The 18155-nt window shown below is 66.0% G+C and carries 14 protein-coding genes; 8 read left to right on the top strand and 6 right to left on the bottom strand.

Annotated features, from left to right (window positions below; all coding sequences use genetic code 11):
* Positions 1-7 precede the first annotated feature (7 nt).
* The 3 genes from M0D43_RS13420 to M0D43_RS13410 all read left to right on the top strand — a co-directional run bounded on the left by M0D43_RS13420 (position 8) and on the right by M0D43_RS13410 (position 1967).
* Positions 8-730 (top strand): glycosyltransferase family 2 protein, encoded by a 723-nt coding sequence (locus M0D43_RS13420; protein WP_252161792.1) that lies wholly within the window; start codon positions 8-10, stop codon positions 728-730.
* Positions 730-1071, top strand: coding sequence for a lipid-A-disaccharide synthase N-terminal domain-containing protein (locus M0D43_RS13415; protein WP_252161791.1), 342 nt, complete (start codon positions 730-732; stop codon positions 1069-1071). Before M0D43_RS13420 ends, M0D43_RS13415 begins: the two co-directional genes overlap by 1 nt.
* Positions 1072-1433: 362 nt before the next feature.
* Complete coding sequence (locus M0D43_RS13410; protein WP_252161790.1) at positions 1434-1967, top strand: hypothetical protein; 534 nt, start codon at positions 1434-1436, stop codon at positions 1965-1967.
* A 110-nt stretch (positions 1968-2077) separates the two neighbouring features.
* On the opposite strand, the gene M0D43_RS13405 is transcribed toward M0D43_RS13410, so the two are convergent.
* From M0D43_RS13405 to coaBC, 3 genes are read right to left on the bottom strand one after another with little or no spacing between them, the layout of a single operon-like run.
* Entirely contained in the window at positions 2078-4426 is a 2349-nt protein-coding gene (locus M0D43_RS13405) for a phosphomannomutase/phosphoglucomutase (RefSeq protein WP_252161789.1), read from the bottom strand.
* A 13-nt stretch (positions 4427-4439) separates the two neighbouring features.
* A complete protein-coding gene (gene dut / locus M0D43_RS13400; protein WP_252161788.1) occupies positions 4440-4907 on the bottom strand; it encodes a dUTP diphosphatase in 468 nt (155 codons plus the stop codon).
* The gene (gene coaBC / locus M0D43_RS13395; RefSeq protein WP_252161787.1) at positions 4904-6178 is read right to left on the bottom strand and encodes a bifunctional phosphopantothenoylcysteine decarboxylase/phosphopantothenate--cysteine ligase CoaBC; all 1275 of its coding nucleotides are present in this window, start codon (positions 6176-6178) and stop codon (positions 4904-4906) included. The genes dut and coaBC overlap by 4 nt, the downstream gene beginning before the upstream one ends.
* Positions 6179-6274: 96 nt before the next feature.
* Here coaBC and radC point away from each other — a divergent pair, with 96 nt between their 5' ends.
* The 5 genes from radC (at position 6275) to M0D43_RS13370 (ending at position 11124) form a co-directional block, all read left to right on the top strand.
* Positions 6275-6952, top strand: coding sequence for a RadC family protein (gene radC, locus M0D43_RS13390; RefSeq protein ID WP_101364387.1), 678 nt, complete (start codon positions 6275-6277; stop codon positions 6950-6952).
* Between the two features lie 87 nt (positions 6953-7039).
* Positions 7040-8728, top strand: a complete 1689-nt coding sequence (argS, locus tag M0D43_RS13385; protein WP_252161786.1) for an arginine--tRNA ligase — start codon at positions 7040-7042, stop codon at positions 8726-8728.
* Between the two features lie 180 nt (positions 8729-8908).
* Positions 8909-9790: an SPOR domain-containing protein gene (locus M0D43_RS13380; protein WP_252161785.1), complete on the top strand. Its 882-nt coding sequence runs from the start codon at positions 8909-8911 to the stop codon at positions 9788-9790.
* A gap of 6 nt (positions 9791-9796) precedes the next feature.
* Complete coding sequence (locus tag M0D43_RS13375) at positions 9797-10330, top strand: hypothetical protein (protein ID WP_252161784.1); 534 nt, start codon at positions 9797-9799, stop codon at positions 10328-10330.
* 38 nt (positions 10331-10368) lie between these two features.
* Positions 10369-11124: an SDR family NAD(P)-dependent oxidoreductase gene (locus M0D43_RS13370; protein WP_252161783.1), complete on the top strand. Its 756-nt coding sequence runs from the start codon at positions 10369-10371 to the stop codon at positions 11122-11124.
* Positions 11125-11295: 171 nt separating this feature from the next.
* Here M0D43_RS13370 and M0D43_RS13365 read toward each other — a convergent pair whose 3' ends face one another.
* The 3 genes from M0D43_RS13365 to M0D43_RS13355 form a co-directional block, all read right to left on the bottom strand.
* Positions 11296-12423 carry an acyltransferase family protein gene (locus tag M0D43_RS13365; protein ID WP_252161782.1) on the bottom strand — a complete coding sequence of 376 codons (1128 nt, stop codon included), beginning with the start codon at positions 12421-12423 and terminating at the stop codon, positions 11296-11298.
* 137 nt (positions 12424-12560) lie between these two features.
* Positions 12561-13904 carry a glycosyltransferase gene (locus M0D43_RS13360; RefSeq protein ID WP_252161781.1) on the bottom strand — a complete coding sequence of 448 codons (1344 nt, stop codon included), beginning with the start codon at positions 13902-13904 and terminating at the stop codon, positions 12561-12563.
* Positions 13897-17880, bottom strand: a complete 3984-nt coding sequence (locus tag M0D43_RS13355) for a non-ribosomal peptide synthetase (protein WP_252161780.1) — start codon at positions 17878-17880, stop codon at positions 13897-13899. Before M0D43_RS13355 ends, M0D43_RS13360 begins: the two co-directional genes overlap by 8 nt.
* Between the last annotated feature and the right edge of the window lie 275 nt (positions 17881-18155).

The following is an 18155-nucleotide window of genomic DNA, read 5'->3' as shown; positions in this document are numbered from 1 at the left end:
CGCATCTATGAGCCAACCTCAGCTGTCCGTCGTCGTCCCGGTGTTCAACGAGCGCGATAACGTCGCCACGCTGGTGGGCGAAATCGTCAGCGCCTTGCGCGGCGTGGTGGCCTTCGAAATCGTCTATGTCGACGACCATTCGCGCGACGACACGCTCGCAGTGCTGCAGGGTCTGAAGAGCACCACGCCGGAACTGCGCGTGCTGCATCACATGACCCAGAGCGGCCAGAGCACGGCGGTGCGCAGCGGAGTGAAGGCCGCACGCGCCAGCTGGATCGCCACGCTCGATGGCGACGGCCAGAACGACCCGGCCGATATCCCCAAGCTGCTGATCGCACGCAGCCAGGCCGAGGGGCAGGTGAAGCTGTTCGCCGGCTGGCGGGTCAATCGCCAGGATTCCGGCTCCAAGCGCTGGGCCAGCAAGTGGGCCAACGCGATCCGCTCGCGCATGCTGCGCGACAACACGCCCGATACCGGCTGCGGCATCAAACTGTTCGAGCGCGAGGCGTTTTTGGACCTGCCCTATTTCGACCACATGCACCGCTACCTGCCGGCGCTGATGCAGCGCGCCGGCTGGCGCACGGTAAGCGTGCCGGTCAATCACCGCCATCGCACCGCTGGCGTCTCCAAGTACAACAATCTCAATCGCGCGTTGGTGGGCATCCGCGACCTGCGCGGTGTGGCGTGGCTGATCACCCGCAGCAAGCGCACCGTGGTGCAGGAACGCTGATGGACCCGTCCTTTCTCGATCAACAACTGGCGTGGCTGTACTGGACCGGCATCCATGTCACCGGTTGGAAGCTGATTGGCTATGTCGGCGCGCTGATGTTCGGCGGCCGCTGGCTGGTGCAGTTCGTCGCTTCCAAACGCGCCGGCAAACCGGTGATTCCACGCCTGTTTTGGTACATGAGCGTGGTCGGCAGCCTGATGACGCTGAGCTATTTCGTGTTTTCGGCCAAGCAGGATTCGGTCGGTGTGCTGCAGAACCTGTTCCCGGCGTTTACCGCGTTTTACAGCCTGTATCTGGATGTGAAGCATCGCGGATGGAAGCGGGACCGGGCGGGCCACTGAGGCCGGGATTGGGGATTGGGGACTTCAATCTTTGATCCGTAGCGTCTGGTTAGGATGTTTGTTTGGTGATCGATCGGTGTTGATGGGTGCCTTGGCGCATTAATGCGATCCGGGTGCATATGCCATGCATCGCATCTCCGCGACTCGGGTTTTTTGCGTTGTGATCAATCGTGGTTGACGAGCGCCTGCGCACGTTGACGTGATCCGCAGGCGTCGGCAGATGCGCTACGTAGCACCCAGATGCGTGACGATAGCGCTGAGGATTCATGCCTGTTTTCGGACACGCCGCTGCGCGCCTGGCCGACGCGATGATGGGGTACCCGCCGATGTTGGCCCTGTCGTGTTGCGGCCAGGCTGTGGTCATGTCCAGCGCATCCTTTCATCGCCCGATGTCGATGCCAACGCGTGAGACAGCGTATTGGCATCTGCGGCTGCCCACGCATCAGAACGTGCCTTTGTTCGCGGACTGGCGCTGCGCCCGCGCAGCAGCTGCCAGCTTGGCGCTGCCACGGCAGTGGCCAAGTGCGCAATTGCTCTGCTGGGTCCTGCTGCCGGACGCGTGGTGTGGGTTGCTGCAGGCACCGAGCAAGGCGGTGTTGCTGCAATTGGCCGCGACCGCGCGGCTGATGGCGGCCGATGCAGTCAATCGCGCACGCGGACGTGGCGGAACAGTCTGGCAGCCGCAGATGCAGATTTCGGCGCTGCCGCTGCAGGGCGATCATCGACAATTCGCCCGCACATTGGTCGCACTCCCGCTGCGTGCGGGGCTAGCCGAGCAGATCGGCGGGTATCCGTACTGGGACGCAGTGTGGTTGTTGCCTGAAGATCACACTGCCGCACCAATCCACGCGCCACACGCCCCTGCAGAGCTCACCGGCATCGATGGAACACGGTGAGGACACGTTATGCCGGGTCGGTATCGGTTGACAGGCAAGTGCGCCCCGCGCCGGTCCAGCTGCGCTGCCTCTCACCAGGCAGCGCAGCTGGCGGGCCCCTCATCTGGCAATCAGAACGCCAAGGGGTGCGCAGGCAACAACGCCTGCAGTTCTTCGCGGAACAGCGTGCGAATCCGCTGCAATGCGGCCTCGCTATCGGCTTCGAAACGAAGCACCAGGATCGGCGTGGTGTTGGACGCGCGTACCAAGCCCCAGCCGTCGATGAAATCCGCCCTCAGGCCATCAATGGTCGACAGCCGTGCCGATTCGAACGGCGATTCTTCGCCGGTCTGCGTACGCTCGACAAAACGCGCAACCAGCGCATGCGCATCGCCCTCCACCGGCACCTTGATCTCCGGCGTGGAGACACTTTCGGGCAAGGCGTCCAACACCTCGGACGGAGTCTCCTCGCGCTGGGCGAGAATTTCCAGCAAGCGTGCGGCCGCGTAGATACCGTCATCGAAGCCGTACCAGCGTTCCTTGAAGAAGAAGTGCCCGCTCATCTCGCCGGCCAGTTCAGCGTCGGTCTCGCGCATTTTGGACTTGATCAGCGAATGTCCGGTCTTCCACATCAACGGGCTGCCGCCATTGCGCAACACGTAGTCGGACAGCTTGCCAGTGCACTTCACGTCATAGATGACCAACGCGCCGGGATTGCGCTGCAGCACATCGGCGGCAAACAGCATCAGCAGGCGGTCGGGGAACACCACCGTGCCTTCCTTGGTCACCACGCCCAGGCGATCGGCATCGCCATCGAACGCCAGGCCGATATCTGCATCGAAGCGTTGCACCATCCTCACCAGATCGTCGAGGTTGTGCGGTTCGCTCGGGTCGGGATGATGATTGGGAAAAGTGCCGTCGATATCGCAATACAACGGAACCACTTCGGCGCCGATCGCTTCCAGCAGGCGCGGCGCGATCTCGCCGGCCACGCCGTTGCCGGCGTCCACCACCACCTTGATCGGTCGATCGAGCTGCACGTCGTCGGCAATGCGCTGGATGTAGGCATCGCTGAGGTCGCGCTGCTCCAGCTCGCCGGGCGTGCCGGCGGTATGCAGGCGGCCTTCGTTGATGCGCTGGTGCAATTCGGCGATGGCGTCGCCGGACAACGTCTCGCCACCAACCACGATCTTGAAGCCGTTGTAGTCCGGCGGATTGTGGCTGCCAGTCACCGCCACGCAGCTGCCGGCGCGCAGCTCGTAGGCGCCGAAGTACACCACCGGTGTCGGCGCCAAGCCGATGTCGGTGACATTGCAGCCAGCGCGGCGAAGGCCTTCAATCAGGCCATTAGTCAACTCCGGCCCGGACAGCCGGCCGTCGCGGCCGACCACCACATCGCGCAGGCCCTGCGCCTGCATCACACTGCCGATGGCCTGGCCGATCAAGGCGGCAACGCCGGGGTTGAGGTCTTTGCCGACCACGCCGCGGATATCGTAGGCGCGGAACATCTCGGTGGCGATCTGCACCGCCGGCACCAACACCGGCGGCGCTGCGGGCGAGGTGTCGGCGTCCAGCGCGCGCGCTTCACTGGCAATACTGGCGTCGTGCTGCAGGCTCTGACTGAGGGTGGGTTCGTCGGCGCTGGATAGGCTGGCAACCCGGCGTCGTGGCAAGGCCACCTGCCCCCGGCTGGCCAGCACCAGCAGCACCGCAATGAGTAGCAGCAACGCCGCCACAATGGCGCAACCGACGGCACCCAGGCCCAACGGGCCGCTACCGCCTTGCGGCACCGCTGCGGCCACGCGCAGGCCGCTGGTACCGAGCGGTTTGGCCAGCGTTTCGGCTGCATCGGACAAACCGGCATCCCCCTGCTGGGCCACGTTGTAACTGCCCTGACGCAGCGCCAGATAGGCGCTGCCGGGCACCGCAATCGCGTCCATCGGGCCGGTCAGGCGCAATAGCGGCAAGCGTGCATACGCCACCGCCGGCTGCCCGCCCAGGCGCACCGCAGCAGCCACGCCCAAACGAACCTGTTTGGCGTCGCGCACCACGCGGACCTGTGCATGGTCGGCCACCTGCGCCGATTCGAGCAGGCTCAGACGCGCATAACCGAAATCCTTCGGGTTGGCGTAGGCCGCGGCAAGGTCTCCAGGCAACACCTGCACATCCTCGGTGCCCTTGAAACGCTCGCGGATCGCTGAGGCGGCCGCCAGCGCGTCGCCGCCGGCCAACGCAGCGACGACCGGCGGCTGCTTGAGCACGGCGTCGAGCTGACTGGCCTGCGTGGCCATCGCCTGGCCGACGTCCTGCACTGCGCGGTCGCGCGCCTGCTCCAGGTCCTGCGCCACCGCGTCTTGGCGCCACTGCGCATAACTGTTCCAGCCGAACCAAGCGGCCAGCAGCAGCAATATGCCCCCCAACACCGGACCACTCGTACGCACGCTCGACATCGACTGCCTGCGCTCGTTCGCCTTGCTCATGTGATTTCCCCCGTCAGCGCACGCCGGTGTGGCCGAATCCACCCGCTCCCCGCGCGCTGTCCACGAAAGTATCCACCACTTGCAAGCCCACGCGCACGATCGGCAGGATCACCAGCTGTGCGATGCGGTCGCCCGGCTCGATGGTGAAGGCCTCACGGCCGCGATTCCAGGTGCTGATCAGCAGCGGCCCCTGGTAATCGGCATCGATGAGCCCGGTGCCGTTGCCGAGCACGATGCCATGGCGATGGCCCAGCCCCGAGCGCGGCAGGATCACCGCGCACAGCTGCGGGTCGGATAGATGGATCGCGATACCGCTGGGGATCAGGGCCGCATCGCCCGGCTGCAGCGTCATCGGCGCTTCCAGCGCGGCACGCAGATCCATGCCTGCGCTGGATTCGGTGGCATAGGCCGGTAGCGGCCACAGATCGCCGAAGCGCGGGTCGAGCAACTTCACCTGCAAGGACTGGGTCGGGGCGCTCATGCCTGCAATCTCTCCGCAATCAGGGCCAGCAGTTGGTCGGCCAATTCGGTCTTGCTGCTACTGGGAAACGCGCGTTCGCCGCCCTGCCAATAGGCAGTGGCCGCGTTGTTGTCGCTTTCGAAGCCGCCGCCTTCGATCCCCACCTGGTTGGCGATGATCAGATCCAGCCGCTTGGCCGCCAGCTTGCCACGCGCGTAATGCTCCACGTCGTGCGTTTCGGCAGCAAAACCGACCACCAGTTTCAATGCGCCGGTCTGCGTGGCAACCTCGGACAGAATGTCCGGGGTGCGCACCAGTTCCAACGTCAGCGTTTCGCCTGTCTTTTTGATCTTCTGCGACACCACCCGCTTGGGGGTGTAGTCGGCCACGGCAGCGGCGCCGATGTAGATGTCGGCCGGGAATGCACCCAGCACCGCCTCACGCATCTGCGCGGCCGAGCGCACATCAATGCGCTGCACGCCGGGTGGCGTGGTCTGGTGTACCGGCCCGCTGATCAGCGCCACATCGGCGCCCTGCCTGGCAGCTGCGGCGGCCAGGGCGTAGCCCATCTTGCCGCTGCTGCGGTTGCCGACGTAGCGCACCGGGTCCAGGTCTTCGAAGGTGGGGCCGGCGCTGATCACGATGCGCAGGCCCTCCAGCTGCGCGCTGCTGGGCACGAACACCGGCGCAGCGGTGCTTTTGGCACCGGCCGGTGCAGCGCTTGCGACAGCACCGCCGCCAACCAGCGCGGCAATGATCGCCGCCGGCTCGGCCAGCCGCCCGGGGCCGGATTCGCCTTCGGCAAGCGGGCCGTCGTCGGGGCCGACCACCGCCACTCCGCGCGCGCGCAGGGTCGTCATGTTGGCCTGGGTGGCCGGGTGCAGCCACATGCGGTGGTTCATGGCCGGGGCCACGGTCAGCGGCGCGGTCGTGGCCAGGCACAGCGTGGTGACCAGATCGTCGGCCAGCCCGTGCGCCAGACGCGCGAGCAGATCGGCGGTGGCCGGGGCGACGATCACCCGATCGGCCCAGCGGGCCAGTTCGATATGGCCCATCGCCTGCTCGGCGGCGCTGTCCCACAGCGTGGTACGGGTGGGTTGCCCGGACAGTGCCTGGAAGCTGAGCGGGGTGACGAATTGCTGCGCGCCGCTGGTCATGGCGACCTGCACCTGCGCACCGGCGTCGCGCAGGCGACGGACCAGTTCGAGCGATTTGTAAGCGGCAATGCCTCCGCCAACGCACAGCAGCAAACGCTGTCCGTCCAGGGGGCGGGCCTGAGTGGAGCCGATCACGTCGGAGTCGTCCTACGGTTACAAGGACAACTAGATTAGCCGATGCCCTCGCTTGCCCTGATGGGCGTCGGCGATGAGCACCGGCAATCTCGCCATATGCACATACACGACTGGCCCACGAATGAACGCCCGCGCGAGAAACTTCTGGCGCGTGGGGCCACTGCCTTGTCCGATGCCGAGCTGCTGGCGATCTTCGTCGGCTCCGGCCTGCGCGGCCAAGACGCAGTACAAACCGCGCGCGATCTGTTGCACCAGCACGGCCCACTGCGCCTGCTGCTGGACCGCCCGGCCAAGACGCTGGCCCGCCTGCCGGGGCTGGGCCCGGCCTCGGCTTGCAAGCTCGCCGCGGCGCTGGAATTGGCCCACCGCCACCTGATGAGCGCGCTGGAGCGCGGCGAGGCGCTCAGCGACCCGCCCAGCGTAGGCCGCTACTTCTCGCAGCGGCTGCGCGCGCGGGCCTACGAAGTGTTCGCGGCGCTGTTCCTGGACAACCGCCACCGCGCCATCGCGTTCGAGGAACTGTTCACCGGCACCATCGACGGCGCCGACATCCACCCGCGCGAAGTGGTGCGACGGGCGCTACTGCACAACGCAGCGGCGGTGATCGTCGGGCACAACCATCCGTCCGGCAATCCGGAGCCGTCCGAGGCCGACCGCGCCGTCACCAAACGGCTGCTGGAGAGCCTGGAGCTGGTCGACATCCGTCTGCTGGACCATTTCGTCATCGGCGATGGCCGGCCGGTGTCGTTAGCCGAGCGCGGCTGGCTGGAATGAGCAGTGGTGCGCCGACCTGAACCATCTGCCGGACCGTGTGCCGCGCGGTCGGGTAAAATCGCTGGTTTGGTTCCAAGCAGATCCCACGTGAAAGCCCTACTCCGCGCACTGATCGGCCAAGGCATCGAAGCCTTGCGCGCCAACGGCACCCTGCCCGCCGACACCCTGCCGCCGGATTTTGTGGTCGAGCGACCCAAGACACGCGAGCACGGCGACTTCGCCACCAACGCCGCAATGCTGCTGGCCAAACCCGCGCGCAGCAATCCGCGCGCCCTGGCGCAGGCGCTGGTGGCCGCATTGCCGGCCAGTGAGGACGTGGCCAAGGTGGAGATCGCCGGGCCCGGCTTCATCAATTTCCATCTGGCGCCCACCGCGTATCAGCGCGAAGTGGCCCATGTGATCAAGCAGGGCAACGACTACGGTCGCAGTCTGGCCGGCAACGGCCGCTCGGTCGGCGTGGAATACGTCTCGGCCAATCCCACCGGCCCGCTGCATGTCGGCCACGGCCGCGCTGCGGCGATCGGCGACAGCCTGGCGCGCGTGCTCGATGCCAACGGCTGGAACGTCAAGCGCGAGTTCTATTACAACGATGCCGGCGTGCAGATCGAGAACCTGGCGCTGTCGGTGCAGGCACGCGCGCAGGGGCTCACCCCCGACAGCGAGGGCTGGCCGGAAAACGGCTACCGCGGCGACTACATCGCCGATGTGGCCGCGGCCTATCTGGCCGGCGATACCGTCGACCTGGAAGGCCACCTGGTCTCCGGCACCAAGGACCCGGCCGATCTCGAATCGATCCGCCGCTTTGCGGTGGCGTATCTGCGCAACGAGCAGAACCACGACCTGGCTGCATTCCGGGTCGATTTCGATATCTATTTCCTGGAAAGCTCGCTGTACAAGGACGGCAAGGTCGAAGAAGCGGTGCAGAAGCTGATCGCGTCCGGCCACACCTACGAGGAAGGTGGTGCGTTGTGGTTGAAGTCCACCGACTTCGGCGACGACAAGGACCGTGTCATGCGCAAGTCCGACGGCACCTACACCTACTTCGTGCCGGACGTGGCCTATCACCTGACCAAGTGGCAGCGCGGCTACGAGCGCGCCATCACCGAACTGGGCGCCGACCACCACGGCTCGCTGACGCGCGTGCGTGCCGGCCTGCAGGCGATGGAGCTGGGCATTCCGCAGGGCTGGCCGGAATACGTGCTGCACCAGATGGTCACGGTGATGCGCGGCGGCGAGGAAGTGAAACTGTCCAAGCGTGCCGGCAGCTATCTCACCCTGCGCGACCTCATCGAAGAAACCAGCGCCGATGCGGTGCGCTGGTTCCTGATCGCGCGCAAGCCCGATTCGCAGCTCACTTTCGATATCGACCTGGCGCGCGCGCAGAGCAACGACAACCCGGTGTTCTACGTGCAGTACGCGCATGCACGGGTGTGCAGCGTGCTGCGCCAGGCGCAGGAAAAAGGCTTCAAGTACGAGCAGGCCAACGGCCTTGCCCAGCTCGCTCGGCTGGACGACGAGCACTCGCTCAACGTGATGCTGGAGCTGTCGCGCTATACGGAAGTGGTGGAAATCGCCGGCCAGGCGCTGGAGCCGTACCAGATCGCCCAATACCTGCGTGAATTGGCGCACGCCTTCCACACGTGGTATCACAACAGCAAAGTCCTGGTGGACGATGCCGCCGAGCGCGATGCCAAGCTCACGCTGGCGGTCGCCACCCAACAGGTGCTGGCCAATGGCCTGGAACTGCTCGGCGTCAGCGCTCCGGAAAAGATGTAATCGGGCGGTAGCTGTCGGACGCCATCGCAGGCAGCTGGCGCGGCGCATGGCACCGCGGTCAACGCCGGCCTGCAACCTCGGGCGCTGATGGCGCTCACCGGGCAATGAGCGCAGCAGCGTTCATTGCCTCAGCAAGTCGGGCCAGCTGGCCCGCAACGACATGATTCGGAGAAGTGGTAGATGGCAGCACGACGCGGTAAGAGTCAGGCCCGACGCAACACCAGCAATGGCACCCCCGGTTGGGTGTGGCTGGTGGCTGGCGCCGCGATTGCGGCAGTGATCTTCCTGGCCGCACCCAACCTGTTCAAAAAGGACGGCGACGGTTTCCTGCGCGTGGGCCCGCGTGCCAACCCGGATGCGCAACCCGAGCCGGTGGCCGATGCCGACGTGGACACACCAGCCGAATTGCCCAAGCCCAGCGTGCAGCCGCCCAAGCCGCAGGCCAAGCCCGGCGATGCGCAGACCCAGTACGACTTCTACACCTTGCTGCCCGGCAAGGAAGTACAGATGTCCGATGCCGAACTGGCTGCCAGCGCGCGCGCCGAAGAAGCCGCGCGGGCGCGTGCGGCGCTGGAAGGCAAGCCGGTTGCGCCTGCACCCGGCGCCAGCGTTGCGGCCGCTACACCAGCCGCCAGCGTACCGATGCCGTTGAAGGAAACCATCGCCAGCGCACCCAAGCCGCTGCCGGAAACCGCGCCTGCACGTCCGGCCGCCACCCCGGCCCCGGCCAGTACCGCCGCGCTCACAGCGCCGGCCGCCGCTGCACCCAAGCCCACCGCAACCGCCGCCGCTGCGACAGCGACGACGGCTGCCCCGGCGGTTGCCGACAACACCCGCTACATCCTTCAGGCTGGCTCGTTCGGCGCCTCGGGCGATGCCGAATCGACCAAGGCCAAGCTGGCGATGATGGGGTTGGCCGCACGCGTGGAATCGGCCGACATCAGCGGCAAGACGGTCTACCGCGTGCGCATGGGCCCCTACGGCAGCGCCAGCGAACTGGCTGAAGCCAAGCAAAAGCTCACCGGCAGTGGCCTGTCCGCCATCGCGATCAAGGCGCAGTAACCGCGCGTGATACGGCGCATCGCTGGTGTGTTGCTGAGTGTGCTGGCGTGGGCCGGCCCGGCGCATGCCACCGATCAGCTTACCGACCTTATCCAGATCGACGACCAGCAGGCGACGCTGCTGGTCGAGCCGTTGTCGGGGCCACTGGACGAACCAGCCACCTGGAAGCGCTTCGTGGCGCACGCCGGCAGCGCGCTGGGCAGCTGCAGCGCCAACTGGCGCGGTTATCGCGCCGACTGGCGGCTGGACGGGCAACAGTTGTTGCTCGATCGCGTGGTCCTGGGTGCCTGCGACGATGCGCCGCCCACCCTGCCCCTGGATGTGCTGTTCCCCGGCCAACCATCGCCAGTGCCCGCTGTCTGGGTGGATGGCGAATTGGTCGTCGAGCTGCCCGCCACGGCGACGACTGCGGCGCACGCATCGGTCACATACGTGTTGCTGCGGCTGCGCCGTGGCCAAGTCGTCTCGCGCGAGACCTTGACCGAAGAGAAACTGCGTGCGCGGCGTAACGCAACGGTCAGCCCGCGACCTGTTCCCTGAATCTGGTTCTACGAATCCCCTGTCCCCTGGAGTCCCCCATGTCCAAGACCGTCCTGATCACTGGTGCCACCTCCGGTTTCGGCAGCGCCGCCGTGCGCCGCTTCGCCGCAGCTGGCTGGAAGGTCATCGCCACCGGTCGGCGCGCCGAGCGCCTGCAGGCGCTGGCCGCTGAACTGCCGGCCGGGCAGGTGCATACCGCCGCGTTCGACATGCGCGATGCGCACGCCTTGTCGGCCGCGATCGACGCACTGCCGGTCGCATTCGCCGACACCGACGTACTGGTCAACAACGCCGGCCTGGCGCTGGGCACCGCGCCCGCGCAGCAGGCGGACCTGGCGCAGTGGCAGCAGATGATCGACACCAATGTCACCGCGCTGGTCACGCTCACCCATCGCCTGCTGCCGGCATTGATCGCGCGCCGCGGTGCCATCATCAACATTGCTTCGGTCGCGGCGACCTACCCGTACACCGGCGGCAACGTCTACGGCGGCACCAAGGCCTTCGTGCAACAGTTTTCGCTGGGCCTGCGCGCGGACCTGCATGGCACCGGCGTGCGCGTGACTTCGATCGAACCCGGCATGGCCGAGACCGAATTTACGTTGGTGCGCACCGGCGGCAACCAGGCCGCCTCGGACACGCTGTACCGCGGCGCCACCCCGATGACGGCAGACGATATCGCCGAACAGATCTTCTACGTCGCCAGCCTACCGGCGCACTTGAACATCAACCGTTTGGAAATCATGCCGGTAACGCAGTCGTTCGCCGGGTTTCAGGTGGCACGCGACGCGCAGTGAAACATCGCGCCTGAGAAGCAGCTGGAAGTTGTAAGCGCGCAGCGTGCTAGAGACGTGGTGCACTGCGCTGCGTAAGCCTTCCATTGCATCCAACCGAGCATCGAAAAGCCGCGCATTGCGCGGCTTTTCTTTTCAACTCCCGTCCGTGCGTTGGATGAACTGCAGATCGCCTCACGCCAGCTCGGCATCGCTGCGCACAGCGGCACGTCGCCGTAGCAGAACGCCACGCAACTGCAGGAACGGGCGTTCCACCGCGTAATGCAGCAACGCGCCTGCCACCAGCGCCACCGCGCCATACACCGCAAATGCCAGCACGCCTTTGCCATCCAGCGAGGCGCCAAACCAGCCCTGGGTCACATGGAACATCGCCTTGTGCGTCAGATACACGCTATAGGAAACAGCGGCCAACCAGGCGGCGCCCGGCACGCGTAGACGGCCAAGTGCGCTGTCGGTCGCGGTGCCTGCCACGACCAGCAACGCCAGCCCCAGCGAAAGGACCGGCCAGCCCACTGCGTTGCCGAGCAGACCGGTGCGTTCGCGAAACAACCACATGGCCAGCACCAGTACGGCCACGCCGGCCAGCGCCCACGTGTTGCCGCGCTGCTGCAACCGCTGCCATGCCTGCGGGCGAAAGACGTTCAACATTGCCAGGACGACTCCGGCCAGCAAGCCGTCCAGTCGGTTCCAGGTGGGGTAATAGATATCTTCGACAAACCAGTTGCGCTGCTGGCCGCCGACGATCTGATCCAGCGCCGTGTTGTGCAGCCACACGCTCGTGCGCAATGCGATACCGGCGAGCACCACCGCCACGCACACCGCGACCACGCGCCCGGCCGATGGACGCCGCAACAACAACGTCGCCAGCAACGGAAACACCAGATAAAAATGCTCTTCCACACATAGCGACCACGCGTGCGAGAACGCGGCCTGCTGGCCGTAATCGACGAACAGATTCAGGGTGAAGGTGACGAACATCCACCATGGCGCCAGCCCGGGCGACTCGCGAAAACCGGGCCACACCATGTAGATCGCCAACACCACCAAAAACGCCGGCAGGATGCGGAACGCGCGGCGCAGGTAGAAATCGGTGAAGTCCAGCGGCTTGCCGCGCGACAGCGGGGTCAGCACTTGGGTGCCGATCAGGAAGCCGCTCAGCACGAAGAACAGGTCCACCCCCATCCAGCCGTAGCGCGACAGCCACTCCCAGTCCGGCCCCAGCCCGCCGACGACAAACGAATGGAACAGCATCACCCAGACGATGGCGATACCACGCAACAAGTCCAGAGCGGGATAGCGCATACGGGCGAGATCAACCGAGGGAGCCCGATTGTGCCGCATGCCGGCAGCGCGCAGTGCGTCGCTGCCAACGACGCACTGCCGCACCACGCTGCGGTGCGCGTATCAAACGCTGGGTTGGATACGCAGCGTCGCCACGCTTATGCGATGGCGTGCTGCTCGGTCCGTGCCGCCGCTGCGGGCGTCACTGCCGTCGGTCGAAGCAGTTGCCAGGCTTCCAGCTGATCGACCGCATTGCGCACGCCGTCTTCCTCACGAATCCGTTGACCGAGTGCGTGCGCGGCAGCACGCATGGCCGGCGTACTCGCCTGCTGGATCGCAGCGGCCAGGGTTTGCGGCTGCAATCCGGCACGCGCAAGCGCTGGCGGCGCAACGCCGCGCTGGGCCAGGCAATACGCCCAGAACGGCTGGTCGTAACCAAAGGGCAGCACCACCGAGGGAATCCCCGCCGCCAACGCGGCACCGCTGGTGCCGGCGCCGCCGTGATGCACTGCCACCGACACGCGCGGGAACAACCAATCGTGCGGTGCCTGTTCCAGATGGAAGAAGCGCTCGGCGTCATCAGCGGCAGCGGCGGCGCCGGCCCCCAGACCGCCCCAGCCGCTGGCCAGCAACGCGCGCTGCCCGGTCAGTCGCACTGCTGCCTTGACGGTGGCGGTGAGCTGCGCCGCATCGCTGCTGGTCATGCTGCCGAAGCCGATATATAGCGGCGGCGGGCCGGCTTGCAGAAAGGCCTGCAACGCGGCCGGCGGTTGCCACTGCGGCTGCGGCAACTGCCAGAAACCGCAGATCTGTGCGCTGTCGGGCCAATCCGGCGGGCGTGGGCACAGGTGCGCGCTGTAGCCGTACAGCACGCGCAGCCCGCTGCGGTCGGGACCACTCCACGGATACGCCGGCAACCCCAAGGCCGGGCGCACGACGCCGTTGAGCGCCGGGCGCATCAGCTGCCAGCCGGCAAAGCGCACCGCGTGATGCAGCGCCACGCTCACCAGCCCGGGCAGGCGCACGGTGGGCATCACCATCAACGGCACGTGCCGCGAGGCGGTCAGCGGCTGCAATTGCGTGAACACCACCGGCACGCCGTAGGCCTGGCCCAGGCTATGCGCCAGCAAGCTCGCGCTACCGACGCCGAGAATCAAACCGGCATCGGCGCAGGCCGCGCGGCCCTGCTCGGCCCAGTCGCGCGCCCAGTCCATCAATTGTGCGCGCAAGGTGCCCCAGATGCCGCGCCAGCCACCGCGCATCTCGGCAACATTTGGATGGCCCTGCAACAACTTCTGGTGGTCGCCGCTGAGTGGGAAGAACTCCAGCCCGTTGGCGCGGATCAGCGATTCGAAGTTGGCGCTGGTCAGCACCCGTACCGGGTAACCGCGCTCCTGCAGGCCACGGCCCAGCGCGATGATCGGGCGCACATCGCCATGCGTGCCCAGGGTGGCGATCAGTACCGGGCGCTGGCGTGCCGGCGTCTGCAGTGACTCAGGCATATTCGGCCACCCCGTCGCTGGCGGTGGCGATACTGCCATCGCGTTGTGTGGCTTTCGCAGTGGCCGCATGCAGCAATGCGCTGAGCGTGGCCGAATGCGTGGACGACAGCATCGAGTGGTGGTCGCTGTCCAGGGCATGCAGGTGCAGATTGCGCACGTACGGGCGCCAGGCCTGCGGCCGGTAATCCACCCATACCGCATCGTCGCCGCTGGAGGTCATGCGCACGCTCGCCTCCACGAACAACACATCCTGCTCCAGCGGCTTGGGGCGATGGCGCCGCGCCAGTTGCAGGTGGTGCTGGGTCATGCCGCCCATGTCGTCCAGCAGCGTGGGGCGTTGTTCGAGCAGCTGGCGCACCGCGGGCAAGTCGTTCAACCCGTAGTGATCGCACAGCAGGCTGGCCAGTTCGGCCACCGTGGTCGGCATCGGCTGGCCGTGCGCCAACGTCAGGCCCAGCGCATGCACCGATGCACGCACGTTTTCCGATTCCGGCAGCGACGCGGCCTGCTCCAGATGCGGGTAGCTGTCGAGCATTGCGAGCAGCTCCACTTCTTCGCCCAACGCATGCAGCTCGGCGGTGATGGCATGGGCGATCAAGCCGCCCAGCGACCAGCCAATCAACCGATACGGGCCGTGCGGTTGCACGGTGCGCAGACGCGTCAGGTAATCACGCGCGATCGCCTCGATGCTTTCCGGGCGATGCTGCGGGTCGCTCAGTGCCGGCGACTGCAATGCATACACCGGCCATTGCGGATCGAGCTGACCGAGCAAGGTGAGATACGACCAGCCCAGGCCGACCACCGGATGGATGCAGAACAGCGGCGTGGTGCCCGGCGTACCCGTACGCAACGGCAACAGCACGCCAAGCGGATCGTTCGGGGTCTGCGCGCTGCGCTTGATCACCTCGGCCAGGCCGGCGATCGTCGGCGCATGGAACAGCATGCCCAGCGGCAGTTCGACGCCGAACATCTGCGGGAAACGCGCGGCCATTTCCGCCGCGCGCAGCGAGTCGCCGCCGAGTTCGAAGAAATTGTCTTCCACACCCACCACTTCGATACCCAGCACGTCCTGCAACATCGTCGCCAGTTGCCGTTCAAGCGCATCGCGCGGCGCCACATGCGCGCGCTGCGGCAATGCGCCCGGCGACGGCAATGCGCGGCGATCCAGCTTGCCGTTGGGCGTCAACGGCAGTGACTCCAGCGGGATCCATAGCGTGGGAATCATCGAGGCCGGCAAGCGCTGCTGCAGATGCGCGCGCAGCAGCTCGGTCGCCGGCACGTTACCGTGCTTGCCCACCACGTAGGCCAGCAACTGCAACGCGTTGTTGTCGCCATCGCGATGGCCCACCACCACCGCCTGCGCCACCTGCGAGTGCAGCAGCAAGGCGTTTTCGATTTCGGCCGGCTCCACGCGATGGCCGCGGATCTTCAGTTGCGCATCGGCGCGCCCGATGAATTCCAGCATGCCGTCGCGGCGCTGACGCACGCGGTCGCCGGTGCGGTACATGCTGCTGCCGTCATCGGCAAACGGGTCGCGTACGAAGCGCTCGCTGGTCAGCTGGCGCTTGCCGCGATAGCCCTTGGCCACGCCTGCGCCGCCGATATACAGCTCGCCGATCGCGCCGGTGGGCAGCGGTTGCCGTTGCGCATCCAGCACATAGACCCGCGTATTGAGCAGCGGCCTGCCGATCGGCGGGGCTGCGGCATCGGTCAGCTGCAACGGCATGATGGTCGACCAGATGGTGGTTTCGGTCGGCCCGTACAACTGGGTCAGGCGCCCCACCCGGCTCAGCAACTGCGTCGCCAACTCCGGCACCAGAGCTTCACCGCCGACCAACGCGTGGATCCGGTCCAGCGCCAGATCCTCATTGGCCAACAGGATGCGCCACAACGACGGCGTGGCCTGCACCACGCTGATCTGTTCGTGTGCGATCAGGCGCGACAGGCTGCGCGGATCGTGGGTGATACCGGCCGGTGCGATAACCACGCGTGCACCCACCAGCAACGGCAGATACAACTCCAGCCCGGCGATATCGAAGGTGATGGTGGTGACTGCCAGCACGCGGTCGCGCGGGCGCAATGCCAGTTCGTGCTCCATCGCATGCAAAAAGTTGAACAGATTGCGATGGCTGATTTCCACGCCCTTGGGCGCGCCGGTCGAGCCGGAGGTGTACAGCACGTAGGCGGTGCCATCCGGCGTGGCCTGGGGTGCGATCGCCGCCGGCAACACCGCAGGGCGCGGATCCAGCCAGACCATGCCACCGAGCAGATAGCGCTCGCACAATGCCGGCTCGCAGACCAGCGCGATGGCGCCGGAGTCGTTGAGCATCTGCCGATTGCGTGCGGCCGGGCTTTCCGGGTCCAGCGGCAGATACGCCGCCCCGCTCCACATCACCGCCAGCAACGCCACCAGCAATTGTTCGCTGCGCGGCAACGCGATGGCGACCACATCGCCGGGGCCCACACCGTCGGCCACCCACTGCGCCGCGACGCGCGAGGCGAGCTCGCACAGCGTGGCGTAATCCAGCGTGCGGTTGTCGTATTGCACCACCGCCGCCGCCGGCATCAGCTCGGCACGCTGCAACATGCCGTGCAACAGCGTGCTCGGCTCCGGCAGCGGCGCTGCGGTGTCGTTCCAGGTGTGCAGCAGCTGCTGACGCTCATCGTGACCCAGCACATCGATCAGGCCGAGTGCGCATTCCGGATTTGCCAGTACCGCATCGGCCAGGTGGGTCAGGCGGCGGCAATGTTCTGCCAGCTCGTCGCTGTCGTACAACGCCGGGTTGGCATCCAGATCGAAGCGCAACGCGGCGCCATCGCCACGCTCGTAACAGAAGATGGTCAGATCGTCGGCCGGACCGTTGCAGAGGTTGTGCGGCACTGCATAGGCCTCGCCGAAGCGCAGCGCGTAATCGAAGGCTTCGATATTCACTGCCAACCGCGCGAACTTCTGTTCGATCCCGAACACGCCCAGGTCGCGACGCACATCCTCGAAGCGGTATTGCTGATGCCGCAAAGCATGCTTGACCACCGAAGACACCTGCGCGAACAGGCTATGGATCGGCTGCTGCGGATCCATCTTCAAACGCAGCGAAATCACGTTGGCCACCAGGCCGGCGGTTTGCCGATAGCGCGCATTGATGCGGCCGGTCACCGGCATTGCAATCACCAGATCCTCGGCACCGGTGCAGCGGTAGTAATACGCGGCAATCAGCGAGATCAACATCTGCGGCAGGCTGGCGCCATACTCCTTGCCCAACGCACGCAAACGCACCACTTGCTGCGGCGAAAACTGCCCGGTGCCGCGCAGCAAGCCGGTGGACAACTGATTGCCCGGCCGCGCCAGGGTGGCCGGCGGCGGCAGGTCGGCCAGCTGTTGCATCCAGTAGGTACGATCGCGCTGAAAGCGATCGGACTCGCGGTAGTGCTGCTCCAGTTCGTTCAACGACAGCGCGCTGCCGTACTGTGCAGGTTCCGGCTCGCTATTGGCGGCGTAGGCGTTATAGAGCACCGCCATGCGCTGCATCATGATCGATGCGCAATAGCCATCCATCACCAGATGGCTCACGCACTGCACCCACATGTGGTGATCTTCGCCAAGACGGAACACCGCGCAATGCCACAACGGTCCGTCCTGCAGGTTTTCCGGCTTGCGGATTTGTTCGTCCACCCAATGCTCGGCCGCGTTGCGCGGCGAGGGATCTTCGCTGAGATTGAAGTACGGAATGGCGGCCGTGTATTCGGGCCGGATCACCTGGCCGGGCACACCATCGTGTTCGACGATGCACAGCCGCAGCGTGTCGAACTCGCGCGTGAGCTGCATGCTTGCGCGCAGCAACAAGTCCGGGTCGAGTGGACCGAACATCTCCAACGCTTCGGACAACATCAAGGTGTTGTCGGTATGCAACTTGCTGGCGACCCATAGGCCGCGTTGCGCTTTGGTCAGGGGAATCACGGGAGAGGCGTCAGCGTGCATTGCGTGCATCCTTCTTGTGTGGCGCGCAGTCGCCCAACGCGTCTTGCCCGCAATGCGGTCAACGAGACGCCGGATCAGCACTTGGCCTGAAAACGTGAGGTAGAAAACGCCATCGACCACCAGCAGATGCCGGCGATACGCAGTTGGAACACTCGATAAAGACGCACAATGAGACGTACAACGAAGTGGCACGCAAGTTCCCACCAAGACGTGCAGCTGCTTTTTCTTGAAGCACTTGCTTCCCGGCAAGTTAATAAACACTAACAATTGGGCAA

The organism is Xanthomonas prunicola, from assembly GCF_025266575.1.
GTDB lineage: Bacteria > Pseudomonadota > Gammaproteobacteria > Xanthomonadales > Xanthomonadaceae > Xanthomonas > Xanthomonas prunicola.
The sequence above is the reverse complement of the archived record's forward strand: the minus strand, read 5'-3'. Positions and strand labels throughout refer to the sequence as shown.

Coding starts and splice junctions, on each gene's coding strand:
- M0D43_RS13420 (WP_252161792.1), top strand. CDS start 8: ATGAGCCAACCTCAGCTGTCCGTCGTCGTCCCGGTGTTCAACGAGCGC.
- M0D43_RS13415 (WP_252161791.1), top strand. CDS start 730: ATGGACCCGTCCTTTCTCGATCAACAACTGGCGTGGCTGTACTGGACC.
- M0D43_RS13410 (WP_252161790.1), top strand. CDS start 1,434: ATGTCCAGCGCATCCTTTCATCGCCCGATGTCGATGCCAACGCGTGAG.
- M0D43_RS13405 (WP_252161789.1), bottom strand. CDS start 4,426: ATGAGCAAGGCGAACGAGCGCAGGCAGTCGATGTCGAGCGTGCGTACG.
- dut (WP_252161788.1), bottom strand. CDS start 4,907: ATGAGCGCCCCGACCCAGTCCTTGCAGGTGAAGTTGCTCGACCCGCGC.
- radC (WP_101364387.1), top strand. CDS start 6,275: ATGCACATACACGACTGGCCCACGAATGAACGCCCGCGCGAGAAACTT.
- M0D43_RS13380 (WP_252161785.1), top strand. CDS start 8,909: ATGGCAGCACGACGCGGTAAGAGTCAGGCCCGACGCAACACCAGCAAT.
- M0D43_RS13370 (WP_252161783.1), top strand. CDS start 10,369: ATGTCCAAGACCGTCCTGATCACTGGTGCCACCTCCGGTTTCGGCAGC.
- M0D43_RS13365 (WP_252161782.1), bottom strand. CDS start 12,423: ATGCGCTATCCCGCTCTGGACTTGTTGCGTGGTATCGCCATCGTCTGG.
- M0D43_RS13360 (WP_252161781.1), bottom strand. CDS start 13,904: ATGCCTGAGTCACTGCAGACGCCGGCACGCCAGCGCCCGGTACTGATC.
- M0D43_RS13355 (WP_252161780.1), bottom strand. CDS start 17,880: ATGCACGCTGACGCCTCTCCCGTGATTCCCCTGACCAAAGCGCAACGC.